The 15,656-nt window shown below is 63.4% G+C and carries 15 protein-coding genes; 3 read left to right on the top strand and 12 right to left on the bottom strand.

What is annotated here, in order from left to right:
• Positions 1-53: 53 nt before the first annotated feature.
• Genes ubiB through ubiE form a run of 3 tightly spaced genes read right to left on the bottom strand, consistent with a single transcriptional unit; the run spans position 54 to position 3,024 of the window.
• Complete coding sequence (ubiB, locus tag RTH74_RS06080; RefSeq protein WP_316914087.1) at positions 54-1,640, bottom strand: ubiquinone biosynthesis regulatory protein kinase UbiB; 1,587 nt, start codon at positions 1,638-1,640, stop codon at positions 54-56.
• Positions 1,637-2,254: an SCP2 sterol-binding domain-containing protein gene (locus RTH74_RS06075; RefSeq protein ID WP_316914086.1), complete on the bottom strand. Its 618-nt coding sequence runs from the start codon at positions 2,252-2,254 to the stop codon at positions 1,637-1,639. The genes ubiB and RTH74_RS06075 overlap by 4 nt, the downstream gene beginning before the upstream one ends.
• Complete coding sequence (gene ubiE / locus RTH74_RS06070; protein WP_099522805.1) at positions 2,254-3,024, bottom strand: bifunctional demethylmenaquinone methyltransferase/2-methoxy-6-polyprenyl-1,4-benzoquinol methylase UbiE; 771 nt, start codon at positions 3,022-3,024, stop codon at positions 2,254-2,256. The genes RTH74_RS06075 and ubiE overlap by 1 nt, the downstream gene beginning before the upstream one ends.
• A 147-nt stretch (positions 3,025-3,171) precedes the next feature.
• On the opposite strand from ubiE, the gene RTH74_RS06065 reads away from it, so the two are divergent.
• From RTH74_RS06065 to RTH74_RS06055, 3 genes are all read left to right on the top strand, one after another.
• On the top strand, positions 3,172-3,447 hold the full coding sequence (locus tag RTH74_RS06065; RefSeq protein ID WP_013713710.1) for a polyhydroxyalkanoic acid system family protein: 276 nt from the start codon (positions 3,172-3,174) through the stop codon (positions 3,445-3,447).
• A 198-nt stretch (positions 3,448-3,645) separates the two neighbouring features.
• Positions 3,646-4,092, top strand: coding sequence for a phasin family protein (locus RTH74_RS06060; protein ID WP_099522803.1), 447 nt, complete (start codon positions 3,646-3,648; stop codon positions 4,090-4,092).
• A gap of 10 nt (positions 4,093-4,102) precedes the next feature.
• Positions 4,103-4,990, top strand: a complete 888-nt coding sequence (locus tag RTH74_RS06055) for a phasin family protein (protein ID WP_316914085.1) — start codon at positions 4,103-4,105, stop codon at positions 4,988-4,990.
• Between the two features lie 91 nt (positions 4,991-5,081).
• Here the strand turns inward: RTH74_RS06055 and RTH74_RS06050 are convergent, their stop codons facing one another.
• The 9 genes from RTH74_RS06050 to argS all read right to left on the bottom strand — a co-directional run bounded on the left by RTH74_RS06050 (position 5,082) and on the right by argS (position 15,572).
• The gene (locus tag RTH74_RS06050; RefSeq protein WP_099522801.1) at positions 5,082-5,696 is read right to left on the bottom strand and encodes a TetR/AcrR family transcriptional regulator; all 615 of its coding nucleotides are present in this window, start codon (positions 5,694-5,696) and stop codon (positions 5,082-5,084) included.
• 67 nt (positions 5,697-5,763) lie between these two features.
• Positions 5,764-7,446, bottom strand: coding sequence for a class II poly(R)-hydroxyalkanoic acid synthase (gene phaC / locus RTH74_RS06045; RefSeq protein WP_106733717.1), 1,683 nt, complete (start codon positions 7,444-7,446; stop codon positions 5,764-5,766).
• 230 nt (positions 7,447-7,676) lie between these two features.
• A complete protein-coding gene (gene phaZ / locus RTH74_RS06040; protein ID WP_017678527.1) occupies positions 7,677-8,534 on the bottom strand; it encodes a poly(3-hydroxyalkanoate) depolymerase in 858 nt (285 codons plus the stop codon).
• Between the two features lie 153 nt (positions 8,535-8,687).
• The gene (gene phaC / locus RTH74_RS06035) at positions 8,688-10,367 is read right to left on the bottom strand and encodes a class II poly(R)-hydroxyalkanoic acid synthase (protein WP_316914084.1); all 1,680 of its coding nucleotides are present in this window, start codon (positions 10,365-10,367) and stop codon (positions 8,688-8,690) included.
• A 296-nt stretch (positions 10,368-10,663) separates the two neighbouring features.
• Positions 10,664-11,035 carry a gamma-butyrobetaine hydroxylase-like domain-containing protein gene (locus RTH74_RS06030; protein WP_179546007.1) on the bottom strand — a complete coding sequence of 124 codons (372 nt, stop codon included), beginning with the start codon at positions 11,033-11,035 and terminating at the stop codon, positions 10,664-10,666.
• Between the two features lie 79 nt (positions 11,036-11,114).
• Positions 11,115-12,455, bottom strand: coding sequence for an HslU--HslV peptidase ATPase subunit (gene hslU / locus RTH74_RS06025; RefSeq protein WP_099522797.1), 1,341 nt, complete (start codon positions 12,453-12,455; stop codon positions 11,115-11,117).
• Positions 12,456-12,530: 75 nt separating this feature from the next.
• On the bottom strand, positions 12,531-13,061 hold the full coding sequence (gene hslV / locus RTH74_RS06020; protein ID WP_004372920.1) for an ATP-dependent protease subunit HslV: 531 nt from the start codon (positions 13,059-13,061) through the stop codon (positions 12,531-12,533).
• A 96-nt stretch (positions 13,062-13,157) separates the two neighbouring features.
• Entirely contained in the window at positions 13,158-13,832 is a 675-nt protein-coding gene (locus RTH74_RS06015; protein WP_099522796.1) for an SPOR domain-containing protein, read from the bottom strand.
• Positions 13,833-15,572 carry an arginine--tRNA ligase gene (gene argS / locus RTH74_RS06010; RefSeq protein ID WP_316914083.1) on the bottom strand — a complete coding sequence of 580 codons (1,740 nt, stop codon included), beginning with the start codon at positions 15,570-15,572 and terminating at the stop codon, positions 13,833-13,835.
• Between the last annotated feature and the right edge of the window lie 84 nt (positions 15,573-15,656).

Genomic DNA, 15,656 nt, shown 5'->3' with positions numbered 1-15,656 from the left:
CGGGCCCTTGGGCCCGTGAATTCACCAAGTGTGCCAGCGCCGCGGCCAACTGGCTATCGGCGCAGCACCAGATAGAGTCCGCCACCGACCATCAGCCAGGCTGACCAGGCGGCCAGCAGCGGTGCCAGGCCTTGAATGGTACCGGCAGCGATCAGTGCGGCGCCGAGCAGGCGTAGCGGCCATCGGTCGCTGCTGGGGTGCTGCTCTTCCCGTTGCTGCGAGCGCTGCAGGCGCTCCAGGGTGTCGCGGGCGATCTGCGACAGGTGCGGCACCTGCTCGGCCTGTTGCTGCAGATTGCGCAGCAGGTGTAACGGGCTGATGCGTTCGCGCATCCAGCGTTCGAGATAGGGCTGAGCGGTGCTCCACAGGTCCAGGTCTGGATACAGCTGGCGACCGAGGCCTTCGATGTTGAGCAGGGTCTTTTGCAGTAGCACCAGCTGCGGCTGCACTTCCATGTTGAAGCGCCGCGCGGTCTGGAACAGGCGCAGCAGCAACTGGCCGAAGGAAATGTCTTTCAGCGGCCGTTCGAAGATCGGCTCGCAGACGGTGCGGATGGCAGCCTCGAACTCGTTGACCTTGGTCTCCGCCGGCACCCAGCCGGAGTCGATGTGCAGCTGCGCGACCTTGCGGTAGTCACGCTTGAAGAAAGCCAGCAGGTTGCGCGCCAGGTAGTCCTGGTCCTCGTCGGTAAGGCTGCCGACGATGCCGCAGTCGATGGCGATGTACTGCGGGCTCCAGGGCGTGCGCGTACTGACGAAGATGTTGCCGGGGTGCATGTCGGCGTGGAAGAAGCTGTCGCGGAACACCTGGGTGAAGAAGATCTCCACGCCGCGCTCGGCCAGGAGCTTCATGTCGGTGCGCTGGTCGGCCAGGGTTGCCAGATCAGTGACCGGGATGCCGTAGATGCGCTCCATCACCAGCACTTGCGGACGGCACAGGTCCCAGTACACCTGTGGTACGTAGAGCAGCGGCGAACCGTCGAAATTGCGCCGCAGCTGGCTGGCGTTGGCCGCTTCGCGCAGCAGGTCGAGCTCGTCGAAGATGGTCTTCTCGTAGTCGCTGACCACTTCCACCGGGCGCAGGCGGCGGGCATCGGCCGAGGCTTTTTCGGCAATGCGGGCGATCAGGAACAGCCAGGCCAGATCCTGGCGGATCACCGGCTTGAGGCCTGGACGTACCACCTTGACCACCACTTCCTCGCCGGTCTTGAGCTGCGCGGCATGCACCTGCGCGACCGAGGCAGAGGCCAGCGGCTGGCTGTCGAAGCGGGCGAACAGTTCGCTTACCGGTGCGCCGAGCTGACGCTCGATCAGGGCGATGGCCTGAGCTTCGGGGAACGGCGGTACCTGATCCTGCAGACGCGCCAGTTCGTCGGCGATGTCTGGCGGCATCAGGTCGCGGCGAGTGGACAGCAGTTGGCCGAACTTGATGAAGATAGGTCCTAGGTCTTCGAGCGCCAGGCGCAGGCGTGCGCCGCGCGACAGTTGCGACGGTTTGCGCGGCAGCCAGCGCCACGGTAGCAGCCAGGACAGTGCGCGCAGCCAGAATGGCAGCGGCAGTTCGAGGAGCAGGTCGTCCAGTTGATAGCGGATGACCACGCGCTGGATACGCAGCAGACGGCGAACGGCAAGCAGCTTCATGCGTCGGACTTATTGGCAGAAGTGAGGCGCTCGATGCGTGCTTCCAGGCGGTCGAGGGCGAGTTTGAGATGGTCCAGCTCGGCAAAGCGCACATCGGCTTCGCGCTGGCCCACCAGCGTGCGTGATTCTTCGGCCAGGTAGTCGGCCAAATCCTGCTTGAGGCTGGCCGCGCCGTTGCTGGCCAGGTTCACCCGGCTGCGCAGATGGCCGGCGAGCAGGGTAGTGGCCACCGGGCCGAGCCAGCGCGAGACTTCGTATTCCCAGTCCAGCTCCAGATCCTGAAGGATGCCGGCCAGTTGCAGCAGCACCGCGCTGTCGCCATCGAGCGAGACTTCCGGGCGGTGCAGCACGGCGGTCTTGTCACTGCTCAGTGCCAGGCGCGCCAGGCTGGCGGCGGGTGCGGTGAGCGTGCAGTCGGGCGGTGCGTGCCATTGCGACGCCAGTTGCAGGCCGTCGCCGCTGGGCAGGATGAACAGCTCCAGGGCGGGACTCTGGCAGTGCACGGCGATGACCTTGCCGCTCAGCGTCTGCAGGCGCGGCAAGGCCGTGCCATCGAGGCCGAGAACCCGGTTGAGGCCCGTTTCGACGCCGGCCAGCAGCCCGGTTAGCAGCATCAGGGCTTGATGCCTCGGTGCAGGGCGACGATGCCGCCGGTCATGTTGTGGTAGGTGACGCGTTCGAAGCCGGCATCGACCATCATCGCCTTGAGGGTTTCCTGATCCGGGTGCATGCGGATCGACTCGGCGAGGTAGCGGTAGCTTTCCGAATCATTGGTGATCAGCTTGCCAGCCAGCGGCATGAAGCTGAACGAATAGGTGTCGTAGACTTTGGCCAGCAGCGGGTTGCCGGGCTTGGAGAACTCCAGTACCAGCAGGCGGCCACCGGGTTTGAGCACGCGCAGCATGGAGGCGATGGCCGCATCCTTGTGGGTGACGTTGCGCAGGCCGAAGGCGATAGTGACCACGTCGAAGTGATTGTCGGGGAACGGCAGCTTCTCGGCATCGGCCTGAACGAACTGCACGTTGCCGGCCACGCCCTTGTCCAGCAGGCGGTCGCGACCGACCTTGAGCATGGAGTCGTTGATGTCGGCCAGCACCACTTCACCGGTCGGGCCGACGATGCTGGCGAACTTGCGGGTCAGATCACCGGTGCCGCCGGCGATGTCCAGCACACGGTTACCGGGACGCACGCCGGACAGCTCGATGGTGAAACGCTTCCACAGGCGGTGCAGGCCGCCGGACAGCACGTCGTTCATCAGATCGTACTTGGCCGCCACCGAGTGGAAGACTTCAGCCACCTTTTCCGCCTTCTGGCTTTCCGGTACGTCCTGGAAACCGAAGTGGGTGGTGGGTTCCTGCTCCTGGGCCTTGCGTGGATCGCTCATGTCGCTCTCACCGGGTAGAAAACCGCACCATTCTAAAGGCGCCTGGCGCCTTTGTCTTGCCTGGGTGCCCGCTTGCCCGATGGGCTGGTAGAGTGATGTGACCTCATGCCGCAGCCACGCGGCACGCTGCCAGTTCAAGGAGTTTCCATGTCCCGTATTCGTGTCGAACGATCCCATTCCCTCGGTCGCGAGGGCGCCCGCGAAAAGGCCGAGCGCCTGGCCGAACGCCTGGCCAGCGAGTACGACGTGCGCTATCGCTGGAACGGCGACACCCTGGAGTTCAAGCGCAGCGGTGCCGACGGCAGCATCGCGGTGGGTGAAGACACTGTGCGTGTCGAGCTCAAGCTCGGTCTGCTGCTATCGCCCATGGGCGGCATGATCCAGCGCGAGATCGAGCAGGTGCTGGACAAGTCGCTGGCTTGAGGGCAGCGGCAAGCAAGCGCATGGTGAATGTCGCTTTTTACATCCACCAGGTCGGTGGATCGGTGAAGCGTGATCCACCCTACGATGTTGTGCTAGCCGCTGCTCCTAGTATGCGATTTCTAATTTTTCTCCTTAGGGTGTACCCAAGCCTGCATTCCGTGGGCGTTTCCGCTAACTGTAAAGCGCGTGAGGTGCACCATGTCGAAAGTATCCGTGAAGAAAAAAGTAGAAACCGTGGTCGAAGACAAAGCCGGTCTGTTCGACGACGTGAAGGGCTATGCCCGCAAGATCTACCTCGCTGGCCTGGGCGCTTACGCCAAGGCGGGTGTCGAGGGGGCTGAATACTTCAAGGAGCTGGTCAAGGCCGGTGAAGGCGTCGAGAGCAAAGGCAAGAAGCTGGTCGACGAGCAGGTAGAAGCCGCCAACAGCCAGATCGAATCGGTCAAGCAGTCGGTCAATTCCAATGTCACCAGCGTTAAAGGCAAGGTCGAAGTTCAACTCGACAAGATCGAGAAGGCTTTCGATACTCGTGTGGCTTCCGCTCTGAACCGTATCGGCATTCCGTCCAAGCAGGATGTTGAAGCACTCTCTGCTAAGCTGGATGAGCTGAGCGCGTTGCTCGAGCATGTCGCGCGTACCAAATAAGGAGATCAGGATGGCTGTTAAGAAGAAAACCGAGAAACAGACCAGCTCCTGGATCGGCGAGGTCGAGAAATACTCGCGTCAGATCTGGTTGGCAGGCTTGGGCGCTTACTCCAAGGTCAGCAAGGACGGCACCAAGCTGTTCGATACGCTGGTCAAGGACGGCGAGAAGGCTGAGAAGCAGGCCAAGAGTGAAGTCGACAAGCAGGTTGGCGCGGTGAAAGCCGGCGTCGGCTCCAAGGTCGGTTCCGCCAAGTCCAAGGTCGATGAAGTCCGGGGCAAGGCGATCGGCAAGTGGGGTGAGCTGGAAGAGGCTTTCGACAAGCGTCTGAACAATGCCATCTCGCGTCTGGGCGTGCCCAGCCGCAACGAGGTCAAGGCATTGAACGACAAGGTCGACAGCCTGACCAAGCAGCTGGAAAAAATTACCGGTGTATCGGCGAAATCGGTGGCCAAGCCAGCAGCCAAGGCTGCGCCTAAGCCTGCCGCGAAAGCAGCCGCCAAACCGGCTCCGAAAGCAGCTGCCAAACCCACTGCAAAACCGGCCGCCAAACCTGCTGCTAAAGCTGCAGCCAAGCCAGCTGCCAAACCGGCCACTGCAAAAGCTGCCGCAAAACCTGCGGCAGCGGCCAAGCCAGCAGCCAAACCTGCGGCCAAGCCCGCGGCGAAACCGGCAGCCAAGGCCGCAGCGAAACCCGCTGCCAAGCCTGCAGCAGCCGCCAAGCCCGTAGCCAAGCCTGCGGCCAAACCGGCGGCGGCGAAGAAACCCGCTGCGAAGAAGCCGGCTGCGCCCAAGGCTGCAGCGCCGAAACCGGCTGCACCGGCTCCGGCACCTCCCGCGACCCCGACCGCTACACCGGCTCCGGCTGCCACTCCGGCAACCCCAGCCACCTCGTCCTGAGTGTCTCAGGACCAAAAACGCCCGGCCTAGTGCCGGGCGTTTTCATTTCCGGCCCAAGGTGTGCGCCAAGCGCAGCAACCTAGGGTGCGCATCAGGCTTCCAGATAACGCTGTGCCAGGTGTTCGACGGTGCCGCGTGACGGCTGGTTCAGGTGCGGCGCGACCAGCATCATGATCTGGTACACCACCAGGCGCACTTCACCCTGCTGGTCGAGGATGCGCTGGTAGTCGAGGGAGAAGAGCAGGGTCAGGGTGATCTGCTCGACCAGTTGGCCGAGAGCCTGAGTGCCGCTGTTCAACTGCCCATCGGCCATCAGGCGGGCGAGCAGGGCAGCCAGGGTGCGTTTCAGCGCGTTCAGCCAATGACGAATGCCTCGTGCCAGCTTCGGCAAACGTCCCGCCAGGTTGGACATATCCTGGAAGAGAAAGCGGTATTGCGACAGGCGCTCGACGATCAGGTGCAGGAACAGCCAGTAGTCCTCGACATCCAGTTGGGCCTCTGCGGGTGGATCGAGTAGCGGCGCCATCTCGCTCTGGAAGCGCTCGAACAGTTCCAGTACCAGCGGCTCCTTGCCATGGAAGTGGTAGTAGAGATTGCCTGGGCTGATGTCCAGCTCGTTGGCGATCTCCAGAGTCGAAACATTGGGCTCGCCCTGCTCGTTGAACAGCTGCAGGGCGGTTTGCAGAATGCGTTCGCGGGTTTTCATCCTTGGCTTCTTGTTCGACTGCGCGAGGGCTGACCATAACCGGCCGGCGTGCTGGCGGCCACAGCTTTCAGCGGATATGCACGTAGGTGCCGGGTGCCGCCTCCATGGTCGGATGCTTCTGGCTGCCCAGGGTCATCAGTGTGGCGCGTTGCTCGCCGGAGCGCGCCTGAATCCACTCCAGCCACTGCGGCCACCAGCTGCCCTGCTGATGCTGGGCGTCGTGATACCAGGCGCGCGGGTCTGAGGTGAGCTTGGCGTTCTCGTAGTAGTTGGCCTTGGGGTTGCCCGGCGGGTTGAGAATGCTCTGGATATGGCCGCTGTTGGAGAGGATGAAGCGGCGGTTGCCGCCGAGCAGCAGGGTCGAGCGGTAGACCGCGTCCCAGGGCGTGATGTGATCGTTGATGCCGGCCACGCTGAAGCTGTCGACGTTGACTTTACTGAGGTCCACCGGCGTGCCACACACTTCCAGAGCACCGGGACGGCTGAATGGGTTGTGTTTGAAAAAGTCGATCAGGTCACCATGCAGTGCGGCGGGCAGGCGGGTGTTGTCGTTGTTCCAGTAGAGGATATCGAAGGCCGGAGGCTGCTTGCCGAGCAGGTAGTTGTTGATCCAGTAGTTCCAGATCAGGTCGTTGGGGCGCATCCAGGCGAATACCCTGGCCATGTCGCGACCATCCAGCACGCCTTGCTGGTAGGAGCGGCGCTTGGCCGACTCGAGGGTTTCCTCGTCGGCGAAGAGCATCGCCGGGCTGTCGATCTGACTGTCGAGCAGACTGACCATATAGGTAGCGCTGGCAACCTTGCGTAACTGCCGGCGCGCCTGCAGGTGGCCTTGCAGGGCGGCGATGGTCAGACCACCGGCGCAGGCACCGAGCAGATTGACGTCCTTGCTGCCGGTAATTGCGCGGCAGGCGTCGACGGCCTCCTCGACCGCCTGCACGTAGCTCGACAGGCCCCATTCGCGGTGCCGTGGATCGGGGTTGCGCCAGCTGATCATGAAGGTCTGCAGGCCGTTCTTCAGTGCGTACTGGACGAAGCTCTTGTCGTTGGACAGATCGAATATGTAGTACTTGTTGATCTGCGGCGGCACGATCAGCAGCGGGCGCAGGTACTGCTTTTCGCTCATCGGCTTGTACTGGATCAGCTCCAGCAGCTCGTTGCGAAATACCACCGCGCCGGGGGTGCAGGCCAGGTTACGGCCGACCTCGAAAGCATGCTTGGTCACCTGGCTGGGCATGCCGTCGTTGTGTAGCAGGTCGTCGAGCAGGTGGCGCAAGCCCTTGAATGCACTACTACCGCCGGTATTGAACAGCTCCTTCAGCGCCTGCGGGTTGAGCGGGCTATTGGAGGGCGACAGCGCGTCACTCATCAGCGCGGCGAGAAAGCGCGCGCGGGCGCGATCATCGGCTGACAGATCGCTGTCGTCGATCCATGCCGCCAGTTGCTTCTGCCACGCCAGATAGGCCTGCAGACTGCGGCGATAGAAGGGATTGAGGTGCCAGGTTGGATCGGCGAAACGGGCATCCTGCGGATTGACCTTGTGCAGGGTGTCGCCGAGCAGCACCCGGCCAAGCTGGCCGCCGAAGGCCAGCAGGTGACGACCACTGCGTACCGGGTTCTTCAGGCCTTGGGCGGCCAGCAGGCGCATGGTGGACAATAGATCGCGGCCGCGTACGCCCACTACCGCGCTCTGGGCATTCATGAAACTGGCAGGTGCCGGCAGTGAGGCCGGGTTCGACTTGTCTCGCATGGTGTAACACTCCATCGTCAAACCGCCTGGCAGGTCGTTGAGCACGACCCGCAAGAGACTTTCATGGCGCGGACTGCCTGACGCGCGCCTTGTGCTTGTGCAACCTGTGCAGCAAGCCCTGTACCAGGCGCGCGGGAAGTGCATTCCAGAGCGCCGCGTCGAAAATCGAAGGGGCCGTTATCGGCCCCTTCGTCGCGCATGCCCTACATTGCGCACTAAGCTGGTGCGGGTCAATGCTGGCGCACGGGTGTTGGCTGCGGGTGCATCACCGCGCGGTGCCGTTCCTCTTCGAGAAACTTCATGATGATCGGTGCCACCGCCTCGGCGCGGGTCACCAGGAACAGGTGGCCGTCGTCGATCACGTGCAGTTCGGCGTTGGGAATGCGCCAGGCCAGCAGGCGCATGTTGATCAGTGGGATCAGCGGGTCGTCGTCGCCGGCCATCACCAGCGTCGGTTGGCGGATCTTGTGCAGCCAGTGAATGCTGGTCCAGCCGAGGCCGGCGAACAGCTGCCAGTAGTAGCCCATCTTGCCGCCCGAACGCACCTTGCTGGCATGCGCCATGGCCAGCTTGGGATCGCGGCGGAAGGCGCCGCCGTAGATGTCCGGAGCGATGCGTACGCCGTAGGACGGCTGCACGTAGCGCCGCGGGCTGGCCATGCGCCAAAGCACCTTGGGCTTGCCCGGAACCATCACGGCGCCCGCCGAGGTGGCGGCGAGGATCAGCTTCTTGCAGCGCTCGGGGTAGTCATGGGCGAACTGCTGCGCGAGTGCGCCGCCCCAGGACACGCCGATGGCATTGACCTGACCGTAGTCGAGATAGTCCAGCATGCGCGCCGCCAGCTTGGCCAGACCGGGAAACCGGTAGGGCGTGGCCGGGGTCGATGAGCCACCAACGCCAGGAACGTCGAAGGCGATGATTTCCAACTCTGGGTCCAGGGCGGCGACGAAGGGCATCACCAGCTCCAGGTTGGCGCCGATGCCATTGAAGATCAGCAGCGGCACCAACTGGCTATTGCCCGGCCGCACCGCGGTGCGGATGGTCTGCCCATCGAGGTCGATGGTGCGGAATACGAATGGTTGCGGCATGGGCGCAGCCCCTATGGAGTTAAGCGCTGGAGGCGACGATCCTGGCCGCTTCCAGAATGACCAGGGCAATCCTGGTTCGTCACTCCCGGCCAGGCCGTCGTGACGTGCGGCACTTCCCAGTGCCGCGGGCAGTGTGGCGCCAGAGGCGCCGCATCAACGTTCGTGTACGTAGGTGCCCGGGGCGGCTTCGCCGGCCGGGAATTTCTTGTTGCCCAGTGTGGTGGACGCGTTCTTGGTCTTGCCTGAGCGCTCGGCCAGCCAGGTCTGCCAGTGCAGCCACCAGGAGTCGGCGTGCTTGGTCGAGCTTTCCTGCCAGGCCTTCGGGTCCAGCGGCATCTCGCTGTTGGTCATGTAGCGCGCCTTGGGGTTGCCCGGTGGGTTGAGGATGCTCTGGATGTGGCCACTGTTGGATAGCACGAACTCGCACTTGCCGCCGAACAGGTGAGCCGACTTGTAGCAGGAGTCCCACGGCGTGATGTGGTCGGTGGTGCCGGCGACGACGAAGAAGTCGCAGGTGACCTGCTTGAGGTCGATCGGTGTGCCGCAGACTTCCAGCGCGCCCGGACGGGTCAGCGGGTTGGTCTGGAACATCTCGATGAACTCGCCGTGCAGGGCGGCTGGCAGGCGTGTGGTGTCGTTGTTCCAGTAGAGAATATCGAACACCGGTGGCTCGTTGCCGAGCAGGTAGTTGTTGACCCAGTAGTTCCAGATCAGGTCGTTGGGGCGCATCCAGGCGAACACCTTGGCCATGTCGCTGCCTTCCAGCACGCCGGCCTGGTAGGAACGGCGCTTGGCCGCTTCCAGGGTTTTCTCGTCGGCGAACAGCGCCACCTGGGTGTCGAGTTGAGTATCGAGCACGCTGACCAGCAGGGTCAGGGCGTTGACCTTCTGCTGGCCGAGAGCGGCGTAATGGCCGAGCAGGGAGGCGGTGGTCAGGCCGCCAGAGCAGGCGCCGAGCATGTTGACGTCCTTGCTGCCGGTGATGGCGCAGATGACGTCGATGGCTTCCTTGAGCGCCTCGATGTAGGTGGACAGGCCCCACTCGCGCTGCGCCTTGGTCGGGTTGCGCCAACTGACCACGAAGGTCTGCACCTGGCTGCGCAGGAGGAAACGCGCCAGGCTCTTGTCTGGCGACAGGTCGAAGACGTAGAACTTGTTGATCTGCGGCGGCACCACCAGCAGCGGGCGTTCGTGCACGCTCTCGGTGATCGGCTTGTACTGGATCAGCTCCAGCACGTCATTGCGAAAGACCACGGCGCCGTCGGTGGTGGCCAGGTTCTTGCCGACCTCGAAGGCCTCCATGTTCACCTGGCTGGGCATGCCGCCGTTGTGCACCATGTCCTTGGCCAGGTGCGAGAGACCGTCGAGCAGGCTTTTGCCGCCGGTTTCGAAGAAGCGTTTGACCGCGGCCGGGTTGGCCATGCTGTTGCTTGGTGCCATGGCTTCGGTCATCAGGTTGATCACGAAGTGGCCGCGACTGGCGTCCTGCTCGGACAGCGAGCTGTGCTCAATCCAGTCGTGCAGCTCCTTGCGCCAGGCCAGGTAGGTCTGCAGGTAGCGGCGATACAGCGGGTTTTGGCTCCAGGCCGGGTCGGCGAAGCGGCGGTCACCTTCTTCAGGCTTGAGCGCTGACTGGCCGAGCATGACGTTCTTCAGTTCGAGGCCGAAATGGGCGACATGCTTGGCGCTGTGGAAGGGTTGCTTGAGTGCCTGGGTGAGCACCATGCGGGCAGATGTCAGGAGATCCTTGCCGCGGATGCCAATCACTGGGTTGAGCCCCAGGGTGTTTTCCGAGGCCTGGCGTTTCAGGTCTTCGTTATTCTTATCACTCATCTACGACGCTCCATTGTCCTGAGACGAATACCGGCCTGTGGGGGCGCGCGGCGACACAGGGCCTGGTACTGCTCGGGTTAACCGGGGGCGGATCGAGTCCGCATCTTTCGTTGCATCTGGCACAGCCAAATGCAGGGAACCTGCCAGTTCCTTGGTTACCCGAGTTTTTGAAGTTAAGCAAGCTGGTCAGTGGGGCAGGAGTATGCCGCGATAGATTAGAAAACGCGCTCTAACTGTCGCTAACGTGACTCTATGTGATGGGCGCGAGCGCTCTGCGTCGAGGCTTTTGCAGCCGCTCAGAGCATCAGGCGGACGACCGACTCGCTGGGGTCGCGAGATTTTCCAGCAGCGCTGAGTTCGGCCAGGTAGTCGGCCCACAGCGCGTCCTGGCGTGTGGCAAGTTCGTACAGGTATTCCCAGGTGAACAGGCCGCTGTCGTGGCCATCGTCGAAGCACAGTTTCAGTGCGTAGTTGCCGGCCGGTTCGATGCGCTCGAGACCGACGTTGAGTTTGCCGGTCTGCAGGATCGGCTTGCCATGCCCCTGAACTTCGGCCGAGGGCGAATGCACGCGCAGAAACTCGGCACTGAGCCGATAACTCTGCTCGCCATAACGCAGCTCCAGGGTTTTCGAGGCCTTGTGCAGTTTGATTGCGCTGGGGATGGGCATGGCTGATTTCCGCTATCGGTAGCCCGGATGCAATCCGGGGGCTTTTCAGGGGCCCCGGACTGCATCCGGGCTACGGGGCTTACAGGATATAGCGCGACAGGTCTTCGTCCTGCGCCAGCTCACCGAGGTGGCCGTTGACGTAGGTTGCGTCGATGCGAATCGGTTCGCCGTTCTGCTGGCCAGCCAGATCACCGGCACTGAAGGAGACTTCCTCCAGCAGGCGTTCGAGCAGGGTGTGCAGGCGACGGGCACCGATGTTCTCGGTTTTCTCGTTGACCTGCCAGGCGATCTCCGCCAGGCGCTTGATGCCGTCTTCGGCGAATTCGATGCTCAAACCCTCGGTTTGCAGCAGCGCACTGTACTGCTCGGTAAGCGAAGCGTGCGGCTCGCTGAGGATGCGCTCGAAGTCCTGCGGGCTCAGCGCCTTGAGCTCGACGCGAATCGGCAGACGACCTTGCAGCTCGGGCACCAGGTCGCTCGGCTTGCTCAGGTGGAAAGCGCCCGAGGCGATGAACAGGATATGGTCGGTCTTGACCATGCCCAGCTTGGTGTTGACCGTGCAGCCCTCGATCAGCGGCAGCAGGTCGCGCTGCACACCCTCGCGAGAAACATCGGCGCCGCCGGTGTTGCCGCGCTTGGCCACCTTGTCGATCTCGTCGATGAAGACGATGCCGTGTTGCTCGACGGCTTCCAGTGCGCGGGCCTTGAGTTCTTCCTCGTTGACCAGGCGCGCGGCTTCCTCGTCGCGCACCAGCTTGAGGGCATCGGCGACCTTGAGCTTGCGGCTCTTCTTCTTGCCCTTGCCCATGCTGGAGAACAGGTTCTGCAGCTGGTTGGTCATCTCCTCCATGCCCGGCGGGGTCATGATCTCGACGCCCATGGGCGAGTCGGCCACTTCGATATCGATTTCCTTGTCGTTCAACTGACCTTCGCGCAGGCGCTTGCGGAACAGCTGACGGGTATTGGAATCCTCGCTGCGCGCCGGCTCATCACCGAAACCCTGGCGTGCAGGTGGCAGCAGGGCATCGAGGATGCGCTCTTCGGCGGCATCTTCGGCACGGTGACGGACCTTGGTGATCTCCTGTTCGCGCAGCATCTTCACCGCAGCATCGGCCAGGTCGCGGATGATCGACTCGACGTCGCGGCCGACGTAGCCGACCTCGGTGAACTTGGTCGCTTCCACTTTCAGGAACGGCGCGTTGGCCAGCTTGGCCAGGCGACGGGCGATTTCGGTCTTGCCGACGCCGGTCGGGCCGATCATCAGGATGTTCTTCGGCGTCACTTCTTGGCGCAGTTCGGCCGGCAGCTGCATGCGCCGCCAGCGGTTGCGCAGGGCGATGGCGACGGCGCGTTTGGCGTCGTCCTGGCCGATGATATGGCGGTTGAGTTCGTGGACGATCTCGCGGGGCGTCATGGACATGGAATCTGGCTCGCTATCGGAAAACTGTAAGAGCCTGTTCGTCGGCATCGGGAACAGGTTCTGAGGCAGTGGACGCTACTCGGCAGCGTCCAGTTCCTCGATGGTCTGATGATGGTTGGTGAACACGCAGATGTCGCCGGCGATGCCGAGTGCGGTCTGCGCTACCTCGAGTGCCGACAGGTCAGTCTTCATCAACAGGGCGCGTGCGGCGGCCTGAGCGAAGTTGCCGCCGGAGCCCATGGCGATCAGGCCTTCCTCGGGTTCGACCACGTCGCCGTTGCCGGTGATGATCAGGGAGGCATCCTTGTTGGCGACGGCCAGCATGGCCTCCAGGCGGCTCAGGCTGCGGTCGGTACGCCAGTCCTTGGCCAGCTCGACGGCGGCGCGTACCAGGTGGCCTTGATGTTTCTCGAGCTGGCCTTCGAAGCGCTCGAACAGGGTAAAAGCATCGGCAGTGGCACCGGCGAAGCCGGCCAGCACCTGGCCGTGGTAGAGGCGGCGTACCTTCTTGGCGTTGCCCTTCATGACGGTGTTGCCGAGGGAAACCTGGCCGTCGCCAGCCATCACGACCTTGCCGTGGCGGCGCACTGAAACGATGGTGGTCAAGGGTGAATCTCCACGCTGCGGGGCGAACTTGCCCGGATGGAAACTCAGATGGGGTGCCCGCCGCGGCTTTTCAACCAGCGGCGGATCAAACGGCGATCAGCGGACCTGGCGCTGCTGTAACAGCAGATTGCTGTAGCCGTTGCCAGCGAGGGTCTTCTGCGCGGCCGCGAGTTGCTCGCGACTGGCGAAGGGGCCGACCAGGACGCGGTGCCAAGTCTCGTCGCGCACCTTGCCGGTTTCCACGCGTACGTTCTGGCCGAGCAGGATGATCTGCGCGCGCACGGTATCGGCATCGTCACGCTTGCGGAACGAGCCGGCCTGAAGGAAGAACTGCGTGGTGACGGGCGCGCTTGCCAGTACCGGCGGAGCAGGCGGCGGCACCTGGCCGTTGAGCGCAGCTTCGGCGCGAGCTGTGTCGATCTTCGCAGCCTCTTCCGGGGTGACCGGTTTCTGTTCGGGCACGGGTGGCGGCGTTTCTTCCAGTGCCTGCGGCAGGATCACTTCCGACTCCGGCAGCAGGGTGTAGAAATCGTACTTGGGTCTGGACGGCTCGGGTTGCGTCGGCTTCGGCTCCGGCTTGGTGCTGCGCACCTGCTCGCCCTTGTCGCGCTTGATCTCGTCACGGCCCGGTTCGAGGCTGAACAGGAACATGAAGAAACCGCCGACCACCAGGCCGCAGGCCAGCCAGATCCATCCTGGTACGGGCTTCTTCGCCGGGGCTTGGTAGCGACTGGCGCCACGTTTCGGTGCCGGTTTCTTGCGCGCTGCCATTTACATCCGCTCCAGGGTTTCCAGGCCGAGCAGCTCCAGGCCCTGCTTGAGAGTGCGGCCGGTGAGGGCGGCCAGACGCAGACGGCTGTCGCGGGTGGCTTCGTCCTCGGCACTCAGGATCGGGCAATTCTCATAGAAGCTGGAGAACAGGCCGGCGAGGTCATACAGGTAGGCACAAAGGATATGCGGCGTGCCCTTGTCGGCGACGTTGGCGAGCAGCTCGTTGAATTGTGCCAGCTTGGCGGCCAGGGCTTGCTCCTGATCGGCAACCAGGGTGATTTGCCCGCCGATCTCGTCCACGCCCTTGCCCAGCTTGCGGAACACACCAGCCACGCGGGTGTAGGCGTACAGCAGGTAGGGTGCGGTATTGCCCTCGAAGCTCAGCATCAGGTCGAAGTTGAAGCTGTAGTCGCTGGTGCGGTGCTTGGACAGGTCGGCGTACTTCACCGAGGCGATGCCGACCACGCGGGCGATCTGACGCAGCTCGTCTTCGGCCAGTTCCGGGTTCTTGTCCTTGACCAGGCAGTAGGCGCGTTGCTCGGCTTCATCGAGCAGTTGCACCAGTTTCACCGTGCCGCCGTCGCGGGTCTTGAACGGGCGGCCGTCCGGGCCGTTCATGGTGCCGAAGCCCATGTGTTCCAGATCCATGCTGGCGGGGACGAAGCCGGCCAGGCGCGCGCAGGCGAAGACCATCTGGAAGTGCAACGCCTGACGCTGGTCGACGAAGTACAGCACGCGGTCGGCCTTGAGCGTGCCGGCGCGGTAGCGGGTAGCCGCCAGGTCGGTGGTGGCATACAGGTAGCCGCCGCCAGCCTTCTGCACGATCAGCGGCAGCGGGTTGCCTTCGGCATTCTTGAACTCGTCCATGAACACGCACTGGGCGCCGTTGTCCTCGGTCAGCAGGCCCTTTGCGGCGAGATCGGCGACCACCTGCGGTAGGTCGTCGTTATAGGCGCTCTCGCCCTTGACGTCGGCCATGCTCAGCTTGACGCCGAGGCGGTCGTACAGCGCCTGGCAGTGCGACAGGGAAATGTCGTTGAAACGGTGCCACAAGCGCAGGCACTCGGCGTCGCCGGCCTGTAGCTGGACCACCAGTTGGCGGGCGCGGTCAGCGAACTCAGGGGATTCGTCGAAGCGTTTCTTGGCGGCGCGGTAGAAGCCTTCGAGGTCGGCCAGCTCGCTTTCGGCAGCCGCCGGATTTTCCTGCATGTAAGCCAGCAGCATGCCGAACTGGGTGCCCCAGTCTCCGACGTGGTTCTGGCGAATCACGCTGTCACCGAGGAACTCCAGCACGCGCGCCACACCGTCACCGATGATGGTCGAGCGCAGGTGGCCAACGTGCATTTCCTTGGCTAGGTTGGGTGCCGACAGGTCGACTACCACGCGCTGCGCTGCGCCGTTCTTGCGTACGCCGAGCTTGGCATCGGCCAGCGCCGCTTCCAGGCGCTGGGCCAGAGCATCGCTATTCTGGAAAAAGTTGAGAAAGCCCGGGCCGGCGATTTCCACCTTGGTGACTTGTTCGTCGGCCGGCAGGGCAGCGATCAGCTTCTCGGCCAGGTCGCGCGGCTTCATGCCGGCCGGTTTGGCCAGCATCATGGCGATGTTGCTGGCGAAGTCGCCGTGGCTCTTGTCCTTGGTGTTCTCCACCTGGATGGCCGGCGTCAGGCCCGCAGGCAGCACGCCTTCGGCGGTCAGGCGGTCGAGGGCTTGCTGGATCAGGTGGCGAATGCTGTCTTTCATGTTCGGCTCGGGTTGCCTTGGGGCTTTGGTCGAAAACTGCGCATTATAAGAGCAGCGACAGGCTGCAAGCCACAAGCGGCAAGG

Source organism: Pseudomonas sp. zfem001, assembly GCF_032621725.1.
GTDB lineage: Bacteria > Pseudomonadota > Gammaproteobacteria > Pseudomonadales > Pseudomonadaceae > Aquipseudomonas > Aquipseudomonas sediminis.
This window is presented reverse-complemented; position numbering and strand designations above follow the sequence as displayed.